Annotated in this window: 19 protein-coding genes; 12 read left to right on the top strand and 7 right to left on the bottom strand. The window is 62.1% G+C overall.

The window, feature by feature from the left end:
- The first annotated feature begins 98 nt into the window (after positions 1 to 98).
- Positions 99 to 1,391 (top strand): M20 family metallo-hydrolase, encoded by a 1,293-nt coding sequence (locus E3T29_RS07120; RefSeq protein WP_134344818.1) that lies wholly within the window; start codon positions 99 to 101, stop codon positions 1,389 to 1,391.
- 385 nt (positions 1,392 to 1,776) lie between these two features.
- Here the strand turns inward: E3T29_RS07120 and E3T29_RS07115 are convergent, their stop codons facing one another.
- The 3 genes from E3T29_RS07115 to mftR all read right to left on the bottom strand — a co-directional run bounded on the left by E3T29_RS07115 (position 1,777) and on the right by mftR (position 4,847).
- Positions 1,777 to 2,019, bottom strand: coding sequence for a hypothetical protein (locus E3T29_RS07115; RefSeq protein ID WP_134344817.1), 243 nt, complete (start codon positions 2,017 to 2,019; stop codon positions 1,777 to 1,779).
- A 556-nt stretch (positions 2,020 to 2,575) separates the two neighbouring features.
- Entirely contained in the window at positions 2,576 to 4,246 is a 1,671-nt protein-coding gene (locus E3T29_RS07110; RefSeq protein WP_134344816.1) for a GMC family oxidoreductase N-terminal domain-containing protein, read from the bottom strand.
- Complete coding sequence (mftR, locus tag E3T29_RS07105) at positions 4,200 to 4,847, bottom strand: mycofactocin system transcriptional regulator (protein ID WP_198417727.1); 648 nt, start codon at positions 4,845 to 4,847, stop codon at positions 4,200 to 4,202. Before mftR ends, E3T29_RS07110 begins: the two co-directional genes overlap by 47 nt.
- Positions 4,848 to 4,973: 126 nt before the next feature.
- On the opposite strand from mftR, the gene mftA reads away from it, so the two are divergent.
- The 11 genes from mftA to mftF all read left to right on the top strand — a co-directional run bounded on the left by mftA (position 4,974) and on the right by mftF (position 15,061).
- Positions 4,974 to 5,105, top strand: coding sequence for a mycofactocin precursor MftA (mftA, locus tag E3T29_RS07100; RefSeq protein WP_134344814.1), 132 nt, complete (start codon positions 4,974 to 4,976; stop codon positions 5,103 to 5,105).
- 9 nt (positions 5,106 to 5,114) lie between these two features.
- Entirely contained in the window at positions 5,115 to 5,390 is a 276-nt protein-coding gene (gene mftB, locus E3T29_RS20535; RefSeq protein WP_092453130.1) for a mycofactocin biosynthesis chaperone MftB, read from the top strand.
- Positions 5,387 to 6,787, top strand: coding sequence for a mycofactocin radical SAM maturase (gene mftC / locus E3T29_RS07090; protein WP_134344813.1), 1,401 nt, complete (start codon positions 5,387 to 5,389; stop codon positions 6,785 to 6,787). Before mftB ends, mftC begins: the two co-directional genes overlap by 4 nt.
- Positions 6,788 to 7,039: 252 nt before the next feature.
- Positions 7,040 to 7,873 (top strand): mycofactocin-coupled SDR family oxidoreductase, encoded by an 834-nt coding sequence (locus tag E3T29_RS07085; protein WP_134344812.1) that lies wholly within the window; start codon positions 7,040 to 7,042, stop codon positions 7,871 to 7,873.
- A 38-nt stretch (positions 7,874 to 7,911) separates the two neighbouring features.
- Positions 7,912 to 8,745: a mycofactocin-coupled SDR family oxidoreductase gene (locus E3T29_RS07080; protein WP_166792348.1), complete on the top strand. Its 834-nt coding sequence runs from the start codon at positions 7,912 to 7,914 to the stop codon at positions 8,743 to 8,745.
- Positions 8,746 to 8,803: 58 nt separating this feature from the next.
- Complete coding sequence (locus tag E3T29_RS07075) at positions 8,804 to 9,643, top strand: mycofactocin-coupled SDR family oxidoreductase (protein WP_134344810.1); 840 nt, start codon at positions 8,804 to 8,806, stop codon at positions 9,641 to 9,643.
- 30 nt (positions 9,644 to 9,673) lie between these two features.
- On the top strand, positions 9,674 to 10,588 hold the full coding sequence (locus tag E3T29_RS07070) for a MoxR family ATPase (protein ID WP_134344809.1): 915 nt from the start codon (positions 9,674 to 9,676) through the stop codon (positions 10,586 to 10,588).
- Between the two features lie 231 nt (positions 10,589 to 10,819).
- The gene (locus tag E3T29_RS07065) at positions 10,820 to 11,572 is read left to right on the top strand and encodes a VWA domain-containing protein (protein WP_198417726.1); all 753 of its coding nucleotides are present in this window, start codon (positions 10,820 to 10,822) and stop codon (positions 11,570 to 11,572) included.
- Between the two features lie 27 nt (positions 11,573 to 11,599).
- Positions 11,600 to 12,808 carry a pre-mycofactocin synthase MftD gene (gene mftD / locus E3T29_RS07060; RefSeq protein WP_134344807.1) on the top strand — a complete coding sequence of 403 codons (1,209 nt, stop codon included), beginning with the start codon at positions 11,600 to 11,602 and terminating at the stop codon, positions 12,806 to 12,808.
- An 88-nt stretch (positions 12,809 to 12,896) separates the two neighbouring features.
- Positions 12,897 to 13,655: a mycofactocin biosynthesis peptidyl-dipeptidase MftE gene (gene mftE, locus E3T29_RS07055; RefSeq protein WP_134344806.1), complete on the top strand. Its 759-nt coding sequence runs from the start codon at positions 12,897 to 12,899 to the stop codon at positions 13,653 to 13,655.
- On the top strand, positions 13,652 to 15,061 hold the full coding sequence (gene mftF / locus E3T29_RS07050) for a mycofactocin biosynthesis glycosyltransferase MftF (protein ID WP_134344805.1): 1,410 nt from the start codon (positions 13,652 to 13,654) through the stop codon (positions 15,059 to 15,061). The genes mftE and mftF overlap by 4 nt, the downstream gene beginning before the upstream one ends.
- A gap of 136 nt (positions 15,062 to 15,197) precedes the next feature.
- On the opposite strand, the gene E3T29_RS07045 is transcribed toward mftF, so the two are convergent.
- From E3T29_RS07045 to E3T29_RS20670, 4 genes are all read right to left on the bottom strand, one after another.
- Positions 15,198 to 16,427, bottom strand: coding sequence for an MFS transporter (locus E3T29_RS07045; protein WP_198417725.1), 1,230 nt, complete (start codon positions 16,425 to 16,427; stop codon positions 15,198 to 15,200).
- Between the two features lie 790 nt (positions 16,428 to 17,217).
- A complete protein-coding gene (locus E3T29_RS07040) occupies positions 17,218 to 17,529 on the bottom strand; it encodes a hypothetical protein (RefSeq protein WP_134344804.1) in 312 nt (103 codons plus the stop codon).
- Positions 17,483 to 17,869 carry a hypothetical protein gene (locus E3T29_RS07035; protein ID WP_134344803.1) on the bottom strand — a complete coding sequence of 129 codons (387 nt, stop codon included), beginning with the start codon at positions 17,867 to 17,869 and terminating at the stop codon, positions 17,483 to 17,485. Before E3T29_RS07035 ends, E3T29_RS07040 begins: the two co-directional genes overlap by 47 nt.
- A gap of 813 nt (positions 17,870 to 18,682) precedes the next feature.
- The gene (locus E3T29_RS20670) at positions 18,683 to 18,895 is read right to left on the bottom strand and encodes a GMC oxidoreductase (protein WP_370449131.1); all 213 of its coding nucleotides are present in this window, start codon (positions 18,893 to 18,895) and stop codon (positions 18,683 to 18,685) included.
- Between the last annotated feature and the right edge of the window lie 32 nt (positions 18,896 to 18,927).

Below are 18,927 nucleotides of genomic sequence, written 5' to 3'. Positions count from 1 at the left end.
GCGGTCCGGCAGTGAATCTCCATTGTTTTGTGGTGCACGCACTGTGAGCCTTGAAGTACGCAGCGCAGTGCTGCACCCGCAACCTTCGGAGGTACCTCATGATCGACCCGAGTATCAACACAGATCTGGCTGGCGAAGACTTTCTCGCCGACTTTGCCGCAATGTCGGCTTTCGGCGCGACCGATCGCGGGGGAGTGCACCGCCTGGCGGCGTCTCCAGCGGATGCAGACGTGCGCACCTGGCTTCGTAGCTGGCTGCAGCAGCGTGATTTTACGGTCAGGGTCGACCAGGTGGGAAACATGTTCGGCCTGGTTGAGTTCACCCCGGGCGCTCCCTATGTACTCGTCGGGTCGCACCTCGACAGCCAGCCCACGGCTGGTCGTTTCGACGGCGCCTACGGTGTGCTGGCGGCAGGCCATGCCGCCGTGCGGGTCCGCAACAACGTCACAAGCACCGGGCAGACCCCGCCTTTCAACCTGGCCGTGGTGAACTGGTTCAACGAAGAGGGCGCTCGCTTTCAGCCCAGCATGATGGGCAGTGCTGTCTTCACGAACAAGCTCGGCGCCGACGCCGTGTTGCAGATTCGCGATCCCGACGGTGTCAGCGTCGCCGACGCGCTATCCGCGATCGGGTTTCGCGGAACGGATGCTGCGCCGCACGCCGTCTCTTATGCCGAGATCCACATCGAACAGGGCCGGCACCTGGAGCGGAATGGGGTGACCATCGGGTTGGTCGATGCCACGTGGGCGGCCCACAAGTACTCCGCCGTGGTCACTGGAGAGCAATCCCATACCGGTTCCACGGTGATGTCCGACCGCAAAGACGCCCTGGTCGGCGCATCCCGCCTCGTCATCGCGCTGCGCGACCTAGCCGATTCCTTCCCCGATCCTGCACTGCACACCTCGGTCGGCCAACTCTTCGCCGAGCCCAACTCGCCCGTCGTCGTAGCGTCGGAGGTGCGGATGGTGCTCGACCTGCGGTCTGCCAGCGCCGAGGTGCTCGAGCAGGCGGATGCCATGTTGCACGAGCAGGTCATTGAGATCGAACGCCGCGACAGCGTCACAATCACGCTCACTAAGTCACACTTCTGGAACGTGCAGCCTTACCAGGCTGAGGGCGTGACTCTGGCCCGTGCGGTCGCCGACGATCTCGGCTTGTCGTCACAGACCATGATGACCCTCGCCGGTCATGATTCCACCAATATGAAAGATGTCGTGCCGACCGTGATGCTGTTCGTGCCGAGCGTTGACGGCATCTCGCACAACGAGGGAGAACTAACCCTCGATGCGGACGTCCGTGCCGGCGTCGACATGCTCACGGAGGTGGTCGCCCGTCTCTGCGCTGGTCGCCTCTCCCCCGCCCCACAGCCCGCAGCGACCGCTGACGTCTAGTCGACTATGCCCCCGCCGATCGGAGGCACTTACCTGCCACGGGTATTTCGGACGGCGGAATGGGACTGTCTGAACCGTGCCGGATTCTCTGCCGCTTTCTTCCTGCGGATTGCTGCCCTCCATGTCCCGCTTATGGTCGCCCCGTGGCCGATTATGTCAACAAGTAGAGAGGCTATGGCAGAATCTGCCGAATGGAGCTCCCGTCATGTCCTGTCTCATCTAAGTCAAGTCAGTCTCATTTTTTGACATCTATGCTGCTTGACGCCAGGGACAGCCTGGACCGAGCCGCTCCTGCTGCATCTGGACCTCGCAGCGTAAACACGTCAGGGTTTCGGACCCGGAACTGAGTGAATCGGCAAGTTGACGTCAACGCCGTAAACAAAATCTAAGTCGGGGAAACTGACGCAAACGAGGCGACCGCCGACTCGAAATGATCAAACATGACGTGCCGTCGCGGCGCCTCTATATTCATGACTTCAAAAGCAGAACCACGTTTTTCGATGTAACCGAGCACCTTCTTGGGTGACCTTTCGTGGCAGCGGCGGTCGCCGACACGCCATTCATGATCGGACAGACTGCGGACCTCGAGATCTCCCGTTGCGCACGGTTCATGATCCTGATTCGACATTGAATCTCCTTCGTGATGAGCAGCCCGGACCGGCGGTACCTCAACCAACTCCGATGCCGCTTGCATCTCCCACCCAACATAGTCCCCTCCTATGGCGGCATGCCGTTGCCAGCACATGCAGCGCCAACCAATCGCCGTCATCGGGGACAGCGCTGCGCAAAGTCCGAACCGACTTCACGCAGACGGTGTGTCGGCGGCCATGACAGGCTGGGCGTTTTCCAGCCAACGTCGCAACACCTGAGTTTTAGGAGTAGCGATGACAGACGGTTCCCGAAGCCGCAAGAAGGTGACCGGCGCTGCCGATGGCCGAGACGCGCGTTGAATATGCTCGGCTAATGAGGCAAGGAATCAGTAACGCCTAGGCGTGCCGAATGTTGAAGATCAACCGGCGTACGGGGATGCGTTGGCGTCACGGCCGGACTGTGAAGAACGCCCAGGGGCGTTGATTGTGGGCGCTAGATCCTGTGCAGGGCTTGTGAACGATCTTCCCTTCTATCGGCGTTGGAATCGTCCTCCGGGCGATAATCATCGGGGTACAGGCAGTAAGAAGTACGCCTTACATTCCGCGGCGAATAAAGTCGGCCACGCGCTCCCCGACGAGAACGGCGGTCGCGGCCGGTCCGCGCACGGGCGTGGTCGGCAGGATCGAGGTGTCGGCGACGCGCAACCCCTCGACACCGTGCACGCGCCCGTATTGATCGACGACGGCCCCAGGATCATCTGCTGGCCCAAACCGTGCACTGCCGCAGAGGTGAATGGCGGTGCCCAAGTGGGAGCGGAGCCAATCATCGAGCAGTTCATCGCTCTTGAGCACGGTGTCGGTCAGTTCGGTCAATCGCTTAAACAGGTGCCTGTAGGCATCTGTTCGCAGCAAACGTACCGCCACCCGCACAACTTCGCGCATGCGTTTGAGGTCGTGTTCGGTCGAGAGGTAGTTGTAGTCGATGCGCGGTTGCACGTCTGGGTCGTCCGACTCGAGGCTGATACGTCCGCGCGAAGTCTCTGACTGCACGGCGACGAGCAGCGCGAGGTCCCCCCGATAGGCGATCTGGTTCGCGAAGCGCCGCATCGACACCCCGCGCATCGCCCGAAGTGATCGAAGCGGACGCCTCGCTGCGGCGCGTACCCCGACCATGATGCCGCGCGCGCTGCCGGTCAACAGATACCCCATCGGTTTAAGCATCGGGAGAATCTCCAGATCCCCGGGCGCAGTAGAACCGGTCGCCGTGAAGTTCAGGCACGCCGCCATCGACTGCGACGTGCGGTAGTCAACGATCTGTCGGCGCAGCTGCCACAGCACGGCGATATCCGGGTGATCACTGAAATTCGTCCCGACCCCGGGCAAGTCGCGCACGACTGGAATGTTGAATTGTTCCAGTTGCTCCCGGGGGCCCACCCCTGAGACCAGCAGCAGGTGAGGTGATTTGATCGCGCCTGCCGAGAGCACAATCTCTCGGCCTCGCAGCTGAACGATCCCGCCGCCCCGCGTGACCTCGACACCGATAGCTCTTGTTCCCTCGAACAGTACACGGCGCACGTAGCTGTCACCCGACACCGTGAGGTTTCTGCGGTGCCGCACCGGATTCAGGTAGGCGATCCCGGTGTTCTGACGCACGCCGTCGAGCGTGTTCATCGGGAGCGGTCCATGTCCCGGAATACCCTGATCGTTCTTGTCAGGTTCGTCGGCGAAGCCCAGCTCCACGGCCGCCGCGCGAAAAGCGACGGTCACTGGATGGTCCTGCGGAGGCCGACCGACGACCATCGGCCCCGCACCACCGTGAACGGCGGACTCGCCATACTGCAGGTCGGTTTCGATCCGGCGATAGAACGGCAATACCTTTTCCCAGGCCCATTCGGGTGACCCGATAGACCAGGAATCAAAGTCGGCTTTTCTGGCGCGAATGAAGTACGAGCCGTTGATCGTCGATGATCCACCGAGGATCCGGCCGCGCGCGATTGAGTAGGGCAGTTTCGGTGTGAGATTACCTGTGAACGACCAATTCTGCGGATGTCCCGGCATTGCTCCCTGCACGGTTCCAGCATCGAGTAACTCGGGCGGGAATTCGGCGGCGGACCGCGGCACCGGTCCTGCCTCAAGGAGCAGCACCCGTCTCTCGGGATCTTCACTCAGTCGGGCTGCGAGTGGGGCTCCGGCTGCGCCGGCACCGACCACGATCACGTCATAGTTCACGTTCGTCAAGTCCGACACCGGTACTCGTGGGTTCATGCTGTCCTCCGGGTCCAACTGTTGGTAATTCACCCGACGTGAAACCCTCCTTAAGCAGGAGCAAGGCCGACTCGAGCAGCTCAATGAGGTTGGAGCCGTCAGTTCTGAGCCACTGCTCGTACGCGGCGAGCGATGCACCGAGGAATACCCAGCCGATCACTGTCGGTTCGATCGCGTCGACGGCAACTCCCAAGCGGCCAGCCGCGAAATCCGACACCACCAGGCGCCACTCGGCATATCGCAGCGTGGAGTGCGCCACGAGCGCAGGAACGTTCAGCAGCAGGTTCATCCGCTCGCGATGAAAGGGGACTTCTTCTGACGGAAATCGATTGAATTCGACGACCGCCCGGGCGAGCGCATCGACGAGAGACACGGTCGTGTCCGTAGCAGCGAGGAACGCGCGCATACGCGCGAGTTCAGCGTCAAAGTCACCCCAGGGCAGATCGTTCTTGGAGGGAAAGTAGCGAAACAGGGTTCGACGCCCAATTCCGGCGGCGGTGGCAATGTCGTCGACGGTCGTCTGGTCGAAACCGTGCTCGAGAAAAAGCCGAAGTGCTACGTGGCTCAGGGCGGCGCGGGTCGTCAGCGGCTGTCGGCCCATCCGCGGTGCCACAGAGCATTCATTCATTTGTTTTCATCCCTGTACTTTCGGCACTGAGTGCCACTAGTCTGGTGCATGCACGAGATTTTCGCCACTGATGTCGATTTCTATCGCAAGGAGAACCGCATGGTTTCCGCAAAAAAGACCAGCCCCACCGAATCCGCAACCGCCGGCGCTGAACATTCTGCGGGGTCGGATCTCGAATCCGATACCCTGGTCGAGGAGATCTCGATCGACGGCATGTGCGGCGTCTACTAAATCGCTGACATGCCAGGCCTGGATCTTGACCGGGGATGGGATCTCCATCCCCAGGTATCTGTTCGCCCGGAGCCGTTCGGTGCGCTGCTCTACCATTTCGGTACCCGCCAGCTCTCATTCCTAAAAGATACGACGCTTCTCGCCGTCGTGAGGACTCTCGCCGACGTACCTTCTGCCCGTGCAGCGTGCACGGCCGCGGGCATCGCTGAGAGTGATCTGCCTCGCTATCAGCGTGCTCTCGGCACCCTTGCGAAATCCTCCATGGTCGTTGAAAGGACCTCATGACGCTCCTCGATGCACCCCGAACGTCCCCGTTCGTTCTCGCCCCGAAAGATACTCCCCGAAAGACCGAGCGTCTCGTCGATCTCTTCGAATACGGCCTTGACGCCCCCATCTGTCTCACCTGGGAACTGACCTACGCCTGCAACTTGTCCTGTGTTCACTGCCTCTCGAGTTCCGGGCGCCGCGATCCTCGCGAGCTGACGACGGCAGAAGCGAAGGCCGTCATCGACGAGTTCGAGCGGATGCAGGTCTTCTACGTCAACATCGGCGGCGGCGAGCCGACCGTGCGTCCCGATTTCTGGGAACTCGTCGACTACGCATCCGAGCACCACGTCGGAGTCAAATTCTCCACCAACGGCGTGAAAATCTCCCCGGACATTGCCCAGCGCCTCGTCAGAAGCGACTACGTCGACGTGCAGATCTCGCTCGACGGCGCAACAGCGGAAGTCAACGATCATGTGCGCGGCCCCGGCTCCTACGCCACGGCTATGAAAGCCATGCGGAACATGTATGAAGCCGGCTTCAAGGGATTCAAGATCTCGGTCGTCTGTACGAGCCAGAACATCAGCCAGCTCGACGACTTCAAGGCCATCGCCGACAAGTTTGACGCCCAATTGCGGCTCACCCGCCTGCGCCCCTCCGGTCGCGGAGCGGACGTCTGGGACGAACTGCACCCGACCCAAACGCAGCAGCGCGAACTCTACGACTGGCTCGTCGCACACGGAGATGGTGTGCTCACCGGAGACTCGTTCTTCCATCTCTCTGCTTTTGGAGACGCACTGCCCGGCCTTAACCTGTGCGGCGCAGGTCGTGTTGTCTGCCTCATAGACCCCGTCGGGGACGTCTACGCGTGCCCCTTCGCCATTCACGAAGAGTTCCTCGCCGGCAATGTGCGCTCAGAGGGCGGCTTCCAGGAGGTCTGGCAGCACTCGGAACTCTTTCTCAAACTGCGCGAACCGCAGTCGGGTGGAGCGTGCACCTCATGCGCGTTTTTCGACACTTGTAAGGGCGGCTGCATGGCCGCCAAATTCTTCACTGGATTACCGCTGGATGGTCCCGACCCGGAATGCGTCCAGGGCTACGGCGAAGAGTTGCTAAAGAACCGCAAGGGCAAAGCGGTAGAGCTTCCAAAATCGTCAATCGTCGACCACTCCCACCGCACTACCCGAGCCGGACGCGAAGGAATGGGCCCGGTACAGCTCACACTGAACCGTCGCGCCGGGATGGTTCCAGTGAACGCCAGCGACTGCGAAGTCAGTCCTCTCGTCGGGTTCACGCCCGAACAACCACCGGCAGGAGCTTGTGACGACAGCCCACTGGCCGGGATGAACCTGCTCGCAACTTCGCAATCCAGCTGCGCCGGGGAGAGCTGCGGAGAAGGAACGTGCGGCTGTAGTTAGAGTTCGCAACCCAGAGAGACGTGACAAGCGCCCGGTGCGCTTGCGGCAGAGAGTCGGTGGTCTTCAGCCAAAAAATGCGTTATCAAGGATCGGAACGCGCGACTGCTTCGGCGAACGGGGACTCTGAGCCGTGAGGTGCAGCACGACGCAGTCGCGGAGTACGCCTTCCGATCGGATGCCGCGCCGCCGCAACTACCGCGCCGGTTTCAGTCGACTGTATAGAACCTGAACATCAAAAATGAGGAGGAAACCATGGGAAGAGTAGAAGGCAAAGTCGCATTCATCACGGGTGCAGCCAGAGGCCAGGGGCGTAGTCACGCTATCCGACTGGCACAAGAAGGCGCAGATATCATCGCGATCGATGTCTGTGAGGACATTCCCGGAGCGCCGTACGCCGGGGCCACGGAAGAAGATCTGGCCGAGACCGTTCGTCAGGTCGAGGCACTCGATCGTCGCATCATCGCTACTAAGGCGGACGTGCGCGATTTTGACGCCCTGAAATCCGCAGTGGATGAGGGTGTAGCGCAGCTCGGACGCCTCGACATCGTGTCGGCCAACGCCGGCATCGTAACCGACATGGTACCCACCGAGGAGCTATCGGAGGAGATCTGGACAGACATGATCAACGTGAACCTGTCCGGTGTCTGGCGCACCACAAAAGCAGCGATCCCGCACATCAAGGCCGGCGGGCGCGGTGGATCCATCATCCTGACCAGTTCCAACGCCGCTCTGATGGTCTACCAGAACCTCGCCCACTACACCGCAGCTAAGCACGGTGTCGTGGGACTCATGCGAACGCTGGCCCTCGAACTTGCACCACACATGATCCGTGTCAATAGCATCCATCCGACGCAGGTTAACACCGACATGATCCAGAACGAGGCAATCTACAAGCTATTCCGCCCCGATCTGAAGAACCCCACCCGCGAAGACTTCAAGACTGCATCGGTTGCTATGCAGGCGCTGCCGATTCCGTGGCTGGAAGCAATTGATATTTCCAATGCGTTACTGTTCCTGGCCTCCGACGAGGCTAGATACATCACCGGCGTTACCCTGCCTGTCGACGCGGGCGGCAGCATCAAGTAAGAATATTCGTTTCACAACTCGACGAGGAGAAGAAGATCATGGGAAGAGTAGAAGGCAAGGTAGCGTTCATCACCGGTGCCGCTAGAAGTCAGGGGCGCAGTCATGCGCTGCGACTGGCCCAGGAGGGCGCGGACATCATTGCGGTCGACATCGTCGGTCCTGTTGAGTCGGTGCATGCATACCCAATGGCCACCGCAGAGGATCTGGCCGAGACCGTGCGTCAGGTGGAAGCATTGGATCGCCGCATCATCGCTACACAGGCCGATGTACGTGACTCAGCAGCGCTAAAAGCGGTGATGGACGATGGAGTCGCTCAGCTCGGACGGCTCGATATCGTGTCGGCCAACGCGGGAATCTTTCAGATGTCCCCGGCGCTCGAGCTTGACGACGCCGCATGGCAGGAAACCATCGACATTAATCTGACCGGCGTCTGGAACACCTGCAAGGCGGCCCTACCGCACCTCATCGAAGGCGGACGAGGCGGGTCGATCATTCTTACCAGTTCGACTGCGGGGCTTAAAGGACTCGCTAACACCGTCCACTACACAGCAGCCAAGCACGGGGTCGTCGGCATCATGCGGACGCTTGCCAACGAGTTCGCCCAATACTCAATTCGAGTGAACTCGGTGCATCCAACAACGGTCAACACAATCATGATCCAGAACGAAGACGTTTGGGGGTTGTTCGATCCGGCCAATGCGAACCCCACTCAGGATTCGGCAGTTGAGGCTTTCAAGAGTATCAACGCCCTGCCCGTGCCTTGGGTGGAGCCGGTCGATATCAGCAACGCGGTATTGTTCCTGGCCTCCGACGAGGCGAGATTCATCACCGGCGTTACCCTCCCCGTGGACGCGGGCAACCTCGTCAAGTAACCAATTAACGCGGGTCGACGCGAAGCGCACCGCCACATACGGAAGAAAAGAGACAGACATGGGAAACCTCGACGGCAAAGTCGCCTTCATCACCGGCGCAGCGAGAGGGCAGGGCAGAAGCCACGCCATTCGCCTGGCGCAGGAGGGCGCCGACATCATCGCGATCGACCTCTGCGAGGGCGTCGACAGCGTCACCACATTCTATGAGCCAGCAACCGCCGAGGACCTGGCGGAGACCGCACGGCAGGTCGAAGCTCTCGACCGGCGTATCGTGGCGAAACAGGCGGATGTGCGCGATATCGACGCGCTGACCAAGGCCGTGGATGAGGGCGTCGCAGAACTGGGACGGCTCGACATCGTCGTCGCCAACGCCGGAATCTTCACCTTCGGATCGGACACCCAGAAGATCGAAGAGCAGTCCTGGAAAGACCTTATGGACATTAACCTGACCGGGGTCTGGCACACCTACAAAGCCGCTGCCGACCATCTGATCGCATCCGGTGCCGGCGGCTCGGTCATTATTATCTCCTCACTGGCCGGATTCAAGGGACTCGCCAACGTCGCCGCCTATACGACTACCAAGCACGGCATCGTCGGCCTGATGAAGGTACTCGCCAATGAACTCGGTCCTCACGGAATTCGGGTTAACACGATCCACCCGAACTCGATCGACACGACGATGGTGAAGAACAGCAACACCTACAAGCTGTTCCGCCCAGACCTTGACGATCCTCAGGCCGAGGATGCCGAACCCGCCTTCGCCGGGCTGAACCCTATGGGCAAGGCTTGGATCGAGCCAATCCACGTGTCGAACGCGGTCGCCTGGCTCGCCTCCGACCAGTCCTACTACGTCAGCGGAGGCCAGATCCCGGTCGACGGTGGAGCATCCATCAAGTAAACCAGCCCTGTTCCAGATGAAGGAGAACACGTGGCACCCACCAGTACCATCGTCGACACCCAGAAACGGGTAGCCGCGCACCTCGTCGGCCGGGAGCGTGAGCTCGAACTGACGCTCGCGGCCGTCGCAGCCAGCCGCGACATCGTACTTGAGGGGCCGCCGGGGACTAGCAAAACCACCATACTGAAAGCCATCACCGAAGAATGGGGTATCCCCTTGCTCTTCGTCGAGGGAAATGCCGACCTCACCCCAGCCAAACTCGTTGGTCACCACAATCCCGCGCGGGTGCTGCGGGAGGACTATAGCTCCGACAACTTCGTGGCTGGGCCCCTCATCGAAGCGATGCAACGCGGCGGGTTCCTCTATATAGAGGAGTTCAACCGGGCACCGGAAGACACCCTCAACACACTGCTCGCCGCGATGGCTGATCGTGCCATCGCGGTGCCCCGGGTCGGCACCATCATCGCGGCGCCGACCTTCCGAGTAGTTGCGTCGATGAACCCCTATGACAACGTCGGCACGACGCGGTTGTCGACGAGCGTGCACGACCGGTTGAACCGACTCGCGATCGGCTATCAGGATGAGCCAGCCGAACGCGGAATCGTCACGCTTCGCACCCAGGCCGACGGTGATCTCGCCAATCGCCTCGTTATCGACGCGGTATCCGTCACCCGGGCAACGAGGCGTCACCCGGATGTACGCCAGGGAAGCAGCGTGCGCGGCGCAATTGACTGTGTCCTCGTCGCGCTGCAACTCGCACTGCTTCGACACCTCAGGTCACCGCACGACGACGGCTACAAAGAACTCGTCTACGATGCCATGACCGTCTCCCTGTCCGGCCGCATCCACCTCGACGAGGCCGCGGAAAGCACGCCCGAGCGCGTGTTGCGACAGATCTGGGAAGACCATTTCATTCTGGAACCGGCCATTGCCGAGCCGGGTTGAAGGGAGATCGAAGCGGATACACCCCTTTCGAGGCCGGACCGCCAGAAACGGGCCAGAACCGCGTTGGGTCGCAAGCCGAAACAGCTCACGGAGGATCCGGTGGTCTTTGAGCCCGGCGGCGCGGGGAGCGCAGGCATGGTGTTGCGCGCGCAGACAATTGGGCGCGGTCCCGCGCCCAAATCGTCTCCGGGCACCACTGAAGCGGGAAACACCGACGAAATAGGTGAAATAGTGCTCGGTGGCACCGATGTGGTCGGCATCGATCCCAGCGTGCGCGCCCGAGCCCGGCAGATAGCTGCGAGGCTGGCTATCCCCCGACCAAGAACAGACTCGCTGGCGCACCGCGGGTCGGGCAAGCTCACGAGTTTGCCCTACCGGGCCGGGTCGGACGAAATCGATCTCGATCGCACAATCGAGATGCTCGCCGAACACCCAATTCCGGAAGACGAAGACATCATCGTGCGGGAGCGCATTCGCACCCGCCGGTCGGTGGTGCTGCTCGTTGATGTGTCCGGATCAATGAAAGGCGAGCGAGTGCAGACCGCCGCCGCGACGGTCGGTGCCCTCGCGGGTGAACTCCAGCACGACTCCCTGGCCGTCATCGCGTTCTGGTCGGACGCAGCCATCCTGCTCGGTCTCGGCCGGGAGGTGAAGCCGATGGATCTGCTCGATTCCATCTTGCAGATGCCCGCCCGCGGACTCACGAACATCGCCTTCCCACTCGAACTCGCGGCGCGTCAGCTGGCGCAGGTACCAACACGGGAGGCGCGCGTGATCCTATTGTCGGACTGTGTGCATAATGCGGGTCCGGATCCACGGGAAAGCGCGGCCCGGCTGGGGCGACTCGACGTGCTCATCGACGTGAGCGGTGAGAAAGACATCGAACTCGGCCGGCAGCTCGCGACTGCCGGGCATGGAACCGCCCATCTCGTGCGCACCCACCGCGATGTCGCTCCGGCTATCAGTCGACTCTTTAGAACCTAAAACGACAACTAGAAAGCAGGAACTCCCATGGCAAAAAACGCATGGTTCGAAACCGTTGCCGAGGCACAGCGACGAGCCAAGAGAGCACTTCCCTCCTCCGTCTACGGTGCCCTCGTTGCGGGGTCTGAGCGCGGGCTGACCATCGACGACAACATGGCAGCGTTTGGCGAGCTCGGCTTCTCACCGCATGTCGCCGGGCACCATGCGGTGCGCGACCTCACGACAACCGTGATGGGCATCCCCATTTCTTTGCCAGTCATCATTTCCCCCACAGGTGTGCAGGCCGTGCACCCCGACGGTGAAGTGGCCGTTGCCCGGGCATCCGCTAACCGCGGCACCATCATGGGCCTGAGTTCGTTCGCCAGCAAACCCGTTGAAGACGTAATTGCTGCCAACCCAAACACGTTCTTCCAAATGTACTGGTCGGGATCGCGGGAATCGATGGTGCAGCGAATGAACCGGGCCCGGGCCGCCGGCGCCAAGGGACTCATCGCCACCCTTGATTGGTCCTTCTCCAACGGTCGCGACTGGGGCAGCCCGCAGATTCCGGAAAAGATGAGCCTGAAGGCAATGATCAACTTCGCGCCCAACGTGCTCCCCCACCCACAATGGCTCCTGCGCTTCGCGAAGTCCGGGCATATCCCCGACCTCACCGCTCCCAATCTCACTCCTCCCGGAGGCACTGCACCAACATTCTTCGGCGCCTACTACGAGTGGATGCAGACGCCACCACCCTCCTGGGAAGACGTCGCCTGGATGCGCGAAACCTGGGGAGGACCCTTCATGCTCAAGGGCGTCACCCGCATCGACGACGCCCACCGAGCCGTCGACACGGGTGTAACCGCCATCTCCGTGTCCAACCACGGCGGCAACAACCTCGACGGAACACCGGCGACAATTCGTATGCTCGCGTCGGTCGTCGAAGCCGTTGGCGGCGACGTGGAAATTCTGCTGGACGGCGGAATCCGTCGGGGCAGCGACGTCGCCAAGGCCCTCGCGCTCGGCGCACGCGCGGTCATGATCGGCCGCGCCTACCTGTGGGGCCTCGCCGCGAACGGCCAGGCCGGAGTCGAAAACGTACTCGACATTCTGCGTGGCGGACTCGACTCGGCCGTTCTCGGCCTTGGCCATGATTCAATCCACGAGCTCTCACCCGCAGACTTTTACATCCCGCCAACGTTCTCGCGCACCCTTGGAGCGACACTGAGCAACGTCGACGCTACGACCCGGCAATAATCACGTCACTAGCAACCACGTCACCGCCATGGCGGCGGCGCCCGGTACTTTTTGGGGCCAGACTTGAAGTCGAACGAGGGGGGCACAAGTGGATGGTGAATTGGCGTATAGCACCTGGCCATCGCTGCCGCCGGCCCCAGTCGTGCTCGTACCCCTTGGCTCGACGGAGCAGCACGGACCACACCTGCCGTTCTCCACCGACACCATAATCGCCTCGGCGGTGGCAGAGCGAGTCGCCACGGACCTGACCATCAGGGGGCATTCCGTCGTCGTCGCCCCCGCCCTGCAGTACGGGGCGAGCGGTGAGCACCAGAATTTTCCGGGAACCGTGTCGATCGGCACCGAAGCGCTCACGACGGTCATTATCGAACTGGTGCGCTCCCTGTCGACCTGGGCTGGCCGCATTGTGCTCGTCAACGGCCATGGCGGAAACCTTGCTGCGCTCACCGCATCCGTTTCTCTGCTCCGGGGCGAAGGTCACACTGTCGCTTGGGCTCCCTGCGCGGTTGCCCGGGGAGATGCCCACGCCGGAATCACCGAGACATCGATTCTGCTGCATCTCGACGCCAAGTTGGTCGACCTAGCATCGGTTGTGCCGGGCACGACGACGCCGATGTCTGCCCTTTTTAGCCGGCTCGCGTCGGAGGGCGTGCGAGCGGTGTCGCCGACCGGGATTTTGGGGGACCCGACCGGAGCCACCGCCGCGACCGGCGCTGCCCTCATGGCTGAGATGTGCGACGGTGTGCAGCGCCGGATCCTCGGCGAGTCCATCGACCCCCGCGGATGCCTCCGCGACCCCGCCCGGTGCACAGTACCGGCACCCGTCGCCACGGAAGATCGAACATGAAGCCGCCCGTCGCCTTGCTCCCACCCGGTTTCACGGTCGAACTCAACCGCACGGTCACAGTGCGTGACCAAGGCCGATCCTTGGTCGGAGGCTCCCCGACCCGCGCAATCTATCTCTCCCGGGCCGCCGCCAGCATGTTCGCCGGGCACCGCCTGGCCGTCGACCGTGCCGGCTCGGGCGCCCTCGTGGACAAGCTGCTCGAAATTGGCATGGCCGATCCGGTACTCGACACGCTCCCGGCAGCGGATGAGAGCGACGTCACCTACGTGATTCCAACCTACGGTCGGCCGCAATCCCTCGACCGCCTCCTAGCGAGCATTGGGCCACACAAATCGGTCATCGTCGTCGACGATGCTTCGCCCGATCCAAGCGAGGTGAAAAAGATCGCCGCCGTCGCCGGAGCCCGTTTCATCGCTCTGCCCGAGAATTTGGGTCCTGCCGGCGCACGTAATGCGGGGCTGCGATTGGTGCAGACGACCTATGTGGTGTTCGTCGACAACGACATGGTCGTCACCGACGGCGCTGTAGCAACATTGCTCCGGCACTTCGCTGATCCGAGGGTTGCCCTCGTCGCCCCGCGAGTGATCGGACTCCAGCTATCGACCCGGGTCAATTGGATCTCTCGTTACGAGGACGCACGGTCATCGCTCGACCTCGGACCGACTCCCGCCACGGTGCGGCCGCGCGCGCGGGTGTCATGGGTGTCGACGGCTTTCGTCGTAGCCCGCGTCGAAGCCCTCAGCGCCGGGTTCAGCGACGGTATGCGAGTCGGCGAAGACGTCGACCTCGTTTGGAGACTCGCCGAACAGGGCTGGAGGGTGCGCTACGAACCGGCCGCGACGAGCGCCCACGAACACCGAGTCACGTTTCCCGACTGGGCCAAGCGCAAAGCGTTCTATGGCACGGGCGGCCACGCACTGGCACTCCGACATCCAGGCAACATCGCCCCGGCGATCCTCGCGCCCTGGAGCGTCGGCGTCATCGTGGCGTTGCTCGCCCAGCGGGCATGGTCGATTCCTCTCGCCCTCGGAATTTCGGCCGTTGCCGCAGTGCGCATCTCGCGCAAGCTATCCCGCCACGAGCATCCGCTGCGTATCGGTATCGAGCTGACAGCCACCGGCGTCGCCGCATCGGTTTCGCAGACGATGGCCCTGCTCACGCGGCACTGGTGGCCAATCGCGGTGCTCGGCAGCATCATCTCCCGACGGGTACGCCGGGCAACGATCGCCGCCGCCATACTCGACGTCGTCCTCGACTACCGACGCACAAAACCGCAACTCGACATCGTGCGCTTCGGGATCGCACGCCGAGCCGACGACCTCGCCTACGGGACAGGTCTCTGGCTCGGCGCGCTCCGCGGGCACTCAACGGCGGCGCTCCGCCCCGACATCCGCGGACGTCGCTAGTTATTCGATCAAGCCGGAGCGCCGGAACTCGTCGACGAACGCCGTGGTCCTTTTTGACCCCGATCCTGCCTATACCGACCGCCTCGCACTGCTGCTTGAATAACTCGCTCGCAGAGCAGAGCTGCTGCCCTCCGCATCATTTGCGCCCATTCGCCAGCAGATGCGACGCTGGGTCGCGTCTCAGTAACCACATGGCAAGGCACCCAAATAGTGGACCCACGGCGAGCATAGAGAATCCGATCCCCCAACCCAAATGACTGACCACAAAGCCCATGGATTGGATCGTGACAAGGGTTACTGCGAAGCCCATACTGATTTGGATGGTTAGCATTGTGCCCACTGACTCTGCGGGTGACAGTTCTACGCCGCATGCTGAGAACTGAGCAGAATCCGCAATGATCGATATGCCCCAAACCACGGCCACGACGAGTATGAGCAAAGGTGGCCCCCCGAAGAGCCATCCAACCGAAAGCGCGCATGAACCACTGATCGCCATTGAACAAATCGTGACAGCCGTGCGACCATATCGGTCAGCTAAACGCCCACCGACCAGTGCCCCCAGGGCGCCCGCGGCAATGACAAGGAAGGTGGCTGCGGGTGCAAGCCCCGGTTGATCAACTCCCCGCGCGTCCAAGGACGCCCGAAAGAACATCCCGATCCATGCCCACATTGCATATAACTCCCACATATGGCCCAGATATCCTAGATTTGCCAAGCGAACTGGCCGTTTGAGCCAGGCAGCTTTCGCAACGTGGGGGTCGAACCGTTGGGCCCGCGTAAACGCAGGACCCAACTTCACAAATCTGACCAAGCACGCTGCCGCCAGAGCAGCAATCGATGCGACTGCATAAACAAGTTTCCAGTCCCAAGTTTCACCTATGGTGAAGAGATGGGGCAGAGCAGATCCAATTGTCAATGCTCCAACTAGTAAGCCGACAAGTTTCCCCAAGTCATTGGTAGCCCGACTGGCCACCATACGCATACCCACGGGGTAAATTCCTGCCAAAGATATTCCAGTAACGAACCTGAGAACCAGCGCTTCGTTTCCTGCTGGAGACACCACAAGCAGGGCTGCCGTTGTGGCCGCCGCCGCCACCGCCGACGCTGCAAAGAAATTCTTGGGGTCAAATCTGTCTGCCAAATTCAGAAAAGCACTGAACAGAGTGCCAATAACGAAACCAACTTGTAGCACACTGGTCATCGCAGCCATTCGAGCACTAGAAATGGGTTCGAGGATCGCAATGCTCGGCAACGCCGCAGTCGAGGCGAACCAGACGGACAAGGTCAGGACCTGACAAAGCAGAATCAGGCGAATTGACATGGTCCGCTCTCGCATATCCGGCAGTGTTCCTTGTTTGAGTGCCATTCGAATCCTTTACTCATTCGGCGGGAGACGTGTCTTTTTATCCCGAATTCGGGATAACCGCGACAAGACGTCTGTTCGCAAATTCCGTTTCCAGCTGTGCCTAGCCAAGCGGGCCGCCATCGTCGGCATGATGAGGTCTAGCCCGGTTCGGTCGTGAAAGTGCAAGAGCTGGGACCAATCTGCGGCACCTGATCTGGCGTTACAGCCGGTCGACCGCAGATGCCCATACCCAAGTGCGATGCACTCCCCGGCTCTGCCATTCAATGTAGACAGCACGGCGAGTCCATGCAAGAGCGTGGCCGTCGACGTGCGTGCTGATCTTCGGGTATCGCCCCCAGGCAAGCACAGAAATTGGCTCGGTAGCCACCGTGATGGGTTCCCAGCGCCGCCGCGCTCTTCCCACGTCAGGCCGATCGGCGCTGGTGAATCCGTATCGAGGTACGCAGACTCGACGGGCTGATATTTGTCTGCGGAAATCTGGTCGAACTGCTGCGGGAGGCCAGGACCTTGACTGGTTGTGCCCATACATACATTAGAACATAGATTCGAGAACATCGGTAGGGCGGCCACCTTCGCTCCCAGGATCTTCCACACGGCGCGGCCACGCCTGAAGACCGGAGCGCACCAGGAAGCGCCAGGACCGGGTACGGCCCGCCGCCTACTTGGCCGGCTTTGCGGCGACGGAGTCCGTTTGCGGGGCGGGGCGTGCTTCCGCCCGGTCGGCGCGGCTGCGCTGTTCGCGCGTTTCCTGGCGCAGCTCGGCAAGCTCGTCTCGGAGCGGGGTGAGTTGTTACTCGTGCGTGGTACGGAGGTCGCTCAGTCGTTGTTCGCCGCGGGTTCGCTCCCGTTCAGCATCCGTCCGGGCGGCGTCGCGTTCGACGGCTGCGGTGGCCAGGTGCTCGCGCAGCGTACTGGCCTCCTGCCGGATGGTGTCGTGGGCGGTGCGGGATTGGTCGAGCTGGTCCCGAATTTTGGCGAGGTCGGCCCCGGCACGCTGCGCTCGAGCTGCTTCGTCGTCGCCGCGGGCGACCGCGCCTCGAGCACGTTCCTCAGCTTCAGCTCGGGCGGCAGAGGCAGTCTCGGCGCGCGGTGGCGTCGTCACGCTCGTGCTCGGCCTCCCCCACTCGCGTGTGTAGGACCACAAGCTGCTCGCGCAACTGGGACAGCTCCGCCTGCACCTGTGTACTTTGGACCTCGGCTGCGGAGCAGGCAGCGGTCAGCTCGGCCATCGCCCGGTCGAGAGCCTGCTCCCGCTCCCCCCGCTCGGCCTCGGCCTGGCGTTGAGCTTCCCCGGCGCGGCTCGCTCGCGCCGAGGCGGCGGCGACGCGTTCAGCGGCCTCCGTCGTGACGGATTCGATCTGGGCCTCGGCAGCATCCGGGCCAGCGACAGTGCGCAACTCCTCGACGAGCGCGGTCAACTGCTGGCCGAGGTGCTCAACCATGCCGGCGACCTGCCCGTGGAGTTCCCCCACACGCTGACGCGCGGCGTCAACGGGACGCGTCTCGTCCGGGACGCTCCGGGTGGGCTCAGCGGTGAGTCGGCGCCGCGCGCGCCAGGCAGCCGCGCGATTGTGCCCCTCATCGTCGCAGTACTCGGGCGGCCGACCGGTGCTGTCATTTTCCGTTCACGATTGCACGGATGTCCGTTCACGCCTGCACAATTGGTTCGGAGACCGATTGACGAGGTCTTTTCTGCTCAGTTGTCCTCTGGAGCGGCCATGGCATTCAACTTGACCGGACCGCGCGACCACAGCACGCTGCATCGACGGCAGCCCTGCCGACGACCACTCGTGCCGACAACGGCGCAATAACCGCCGACACCCTCTTCGCGCGATCGCACAGAGCCTCCGGCATCGTCAACGTGCCGGGCTCAGAAAAACGTATCGATTTCGCGTCCACTCCGCCCCCCTTTTTATTGTGCAGAGGAGTAGTGAGCAAAAAGTCTTTTAGTGCAGGGGAGTACGGAAAAACCAGTGCTCAACATTCGCCTGCACAACCCCGAAAACACGCGGGTCGCTGTGCAAACGTGAACGGAAAATGATATCGGGATGCAGAAACGCTCCCGGCCGGAAAAGAGGACGACCAGGAGCGTTGATTGTGGGCGCGGTCCTGAGCAGGGCACGTGACGGGTCCACCGTTCTACCGTGGCGGAGTCGTTTTCCGAGCGATAATCATTTGGGTAAAGGCAGTAGGAGACACGCCCCCGAACCCACGATGGATGAAGTCGGCGACGATTTCCTCGGTGAGAACGGCGGTCACGATCGGTCCGCGCACGAGCGTGGTTGGCAGTTCGAGGTGTCGGGGACGCGCAACCCATCGATACCGTGCACGTGCCCGTATTGGTTGATGACGGCGCCCGGACCGTCCGCCGGCCCGAACCGCGCGTTGTCGCACAGATGAATCGCGGTGCTGCGGGAGTTCAGGAGTGCGGTTTTCTTTCTGCCAGGCCAGCCTGTCCGAGCAGGTATCGGGATTAGCGGGGTGATAGAGCCTGCGTGTC

Origin of the sequence: Cryobacterium sp. TMT1-66-1, from assembly GCF_004403435.1 — a bacterium.
GTDB lineage: Bacteria > Actinomycetota > Actinomycetes > Actinomycetales > Microbacteriaceae > Cryobacterium > Cryobacterium flavum.
This window is presented reverse-complemented; position numbering and strand designations above follow the sequence as displayed.

Excerpts from the sequence above, each read along its gene's own strand:
- E3T29_RS07120 (WP_134344818.1), top strand. The coding sequence starts at position 99 with ATGATCGACCCGAGTATCAACACAGATCTGGCTGGCGAAGACTTTCTC.
- E3T29_RS07115 (WP_134344817.1), bottom strand. The coding sequence starts at position 2,019 with ATGTCGAATCAGGATCATGAACCGTGCGCAACGGGAGATCTCGAGGTC.
- E3T29_RS07110 (WP_134344816.1), bottom strand. The coding sequence starts at position 4,246 with ATGAACCCACGAGTACCGGTGTCGGACTTGACGAACGTGAACTATGAC.
- mftR (WP_198417727.1), bottom strand. The coding sequence starts at position 4,847 with ATGGGCCGACAGCCGCTGACGACCCGCGCCGCCCTGAGCCACGTAGCA.
- mftA (WP_134344814.1), top strand. The coding sequence starts at position 4,974 with ATGGTTTCCGCAAAAAAGACCAGCCCCACCGAATCCGCAACCGCCGGC.
- mftB (WP_092453130.1), top strand. The coding sequence starts at position 5,115 with ATGCCAGGCCTGGATCTTGACCGGGGATGGGATCTCCATCCCCAGGTA.
- mftC (WP_134344813.1), top strand. The coding sequence starts at position 5,387 with ATGACGCTCCTCGATGCACCCCGAACGTCCCCGTTCGTTCTCGCCCCG.
- E3T29_RS07085 (WP_134344812.1), top strand. The coding sequence starts at position 7,040 with ATGGGAAGAGTAGAAGGCAAAGTCGCATTCATCACGGGTGCAGCCAGA.
- E3T29_RS07080 (WP_166792348.1), top strand. The coding sequence starts at position 7,912 with ATGGGAAGAGTAGAAGGCAAGGTAGCGTTCATCACCGGTGCCGCTAGA.
- E3T29_RS07075 (WP_134344810.1), top strand. The coding sequence starts at position 8,804 with ATGGGAAACCTCGACGGCAAAGTCGCCTTCATCACCGGCGCAGCGAGA.
- mftD (WP_134344807.1), top strand. The coding sequence starts at position 11,600 with ATGGCAAAAAACGCATGGTTCGAAACCGTTGCCGAGGCACAGCGACGA.
- mftF (WP_134344805.1), top strand. The coding sequence starts at position 13,652 with ATGAAGCCGCCCGTCGCCTTGCTCCCACCCGGTTTCACGGTCGAACTC.
- E3T29_RS07045 (WP_198417725.1), bottom strand. The coding sequence starts at position 16,427 with ATGGCACTCAAACAAGGAACACTGCCGGATATGCGAGAGCGGACCATG.
- E3T29_RS07035 (WP_134344803.1), bottom strand. The coding sequence starts at position 17,869 with ATGGTTGAGCACCTCGGCCAGCAGTTGACCGCGCTCGTCGAGGAGTTG.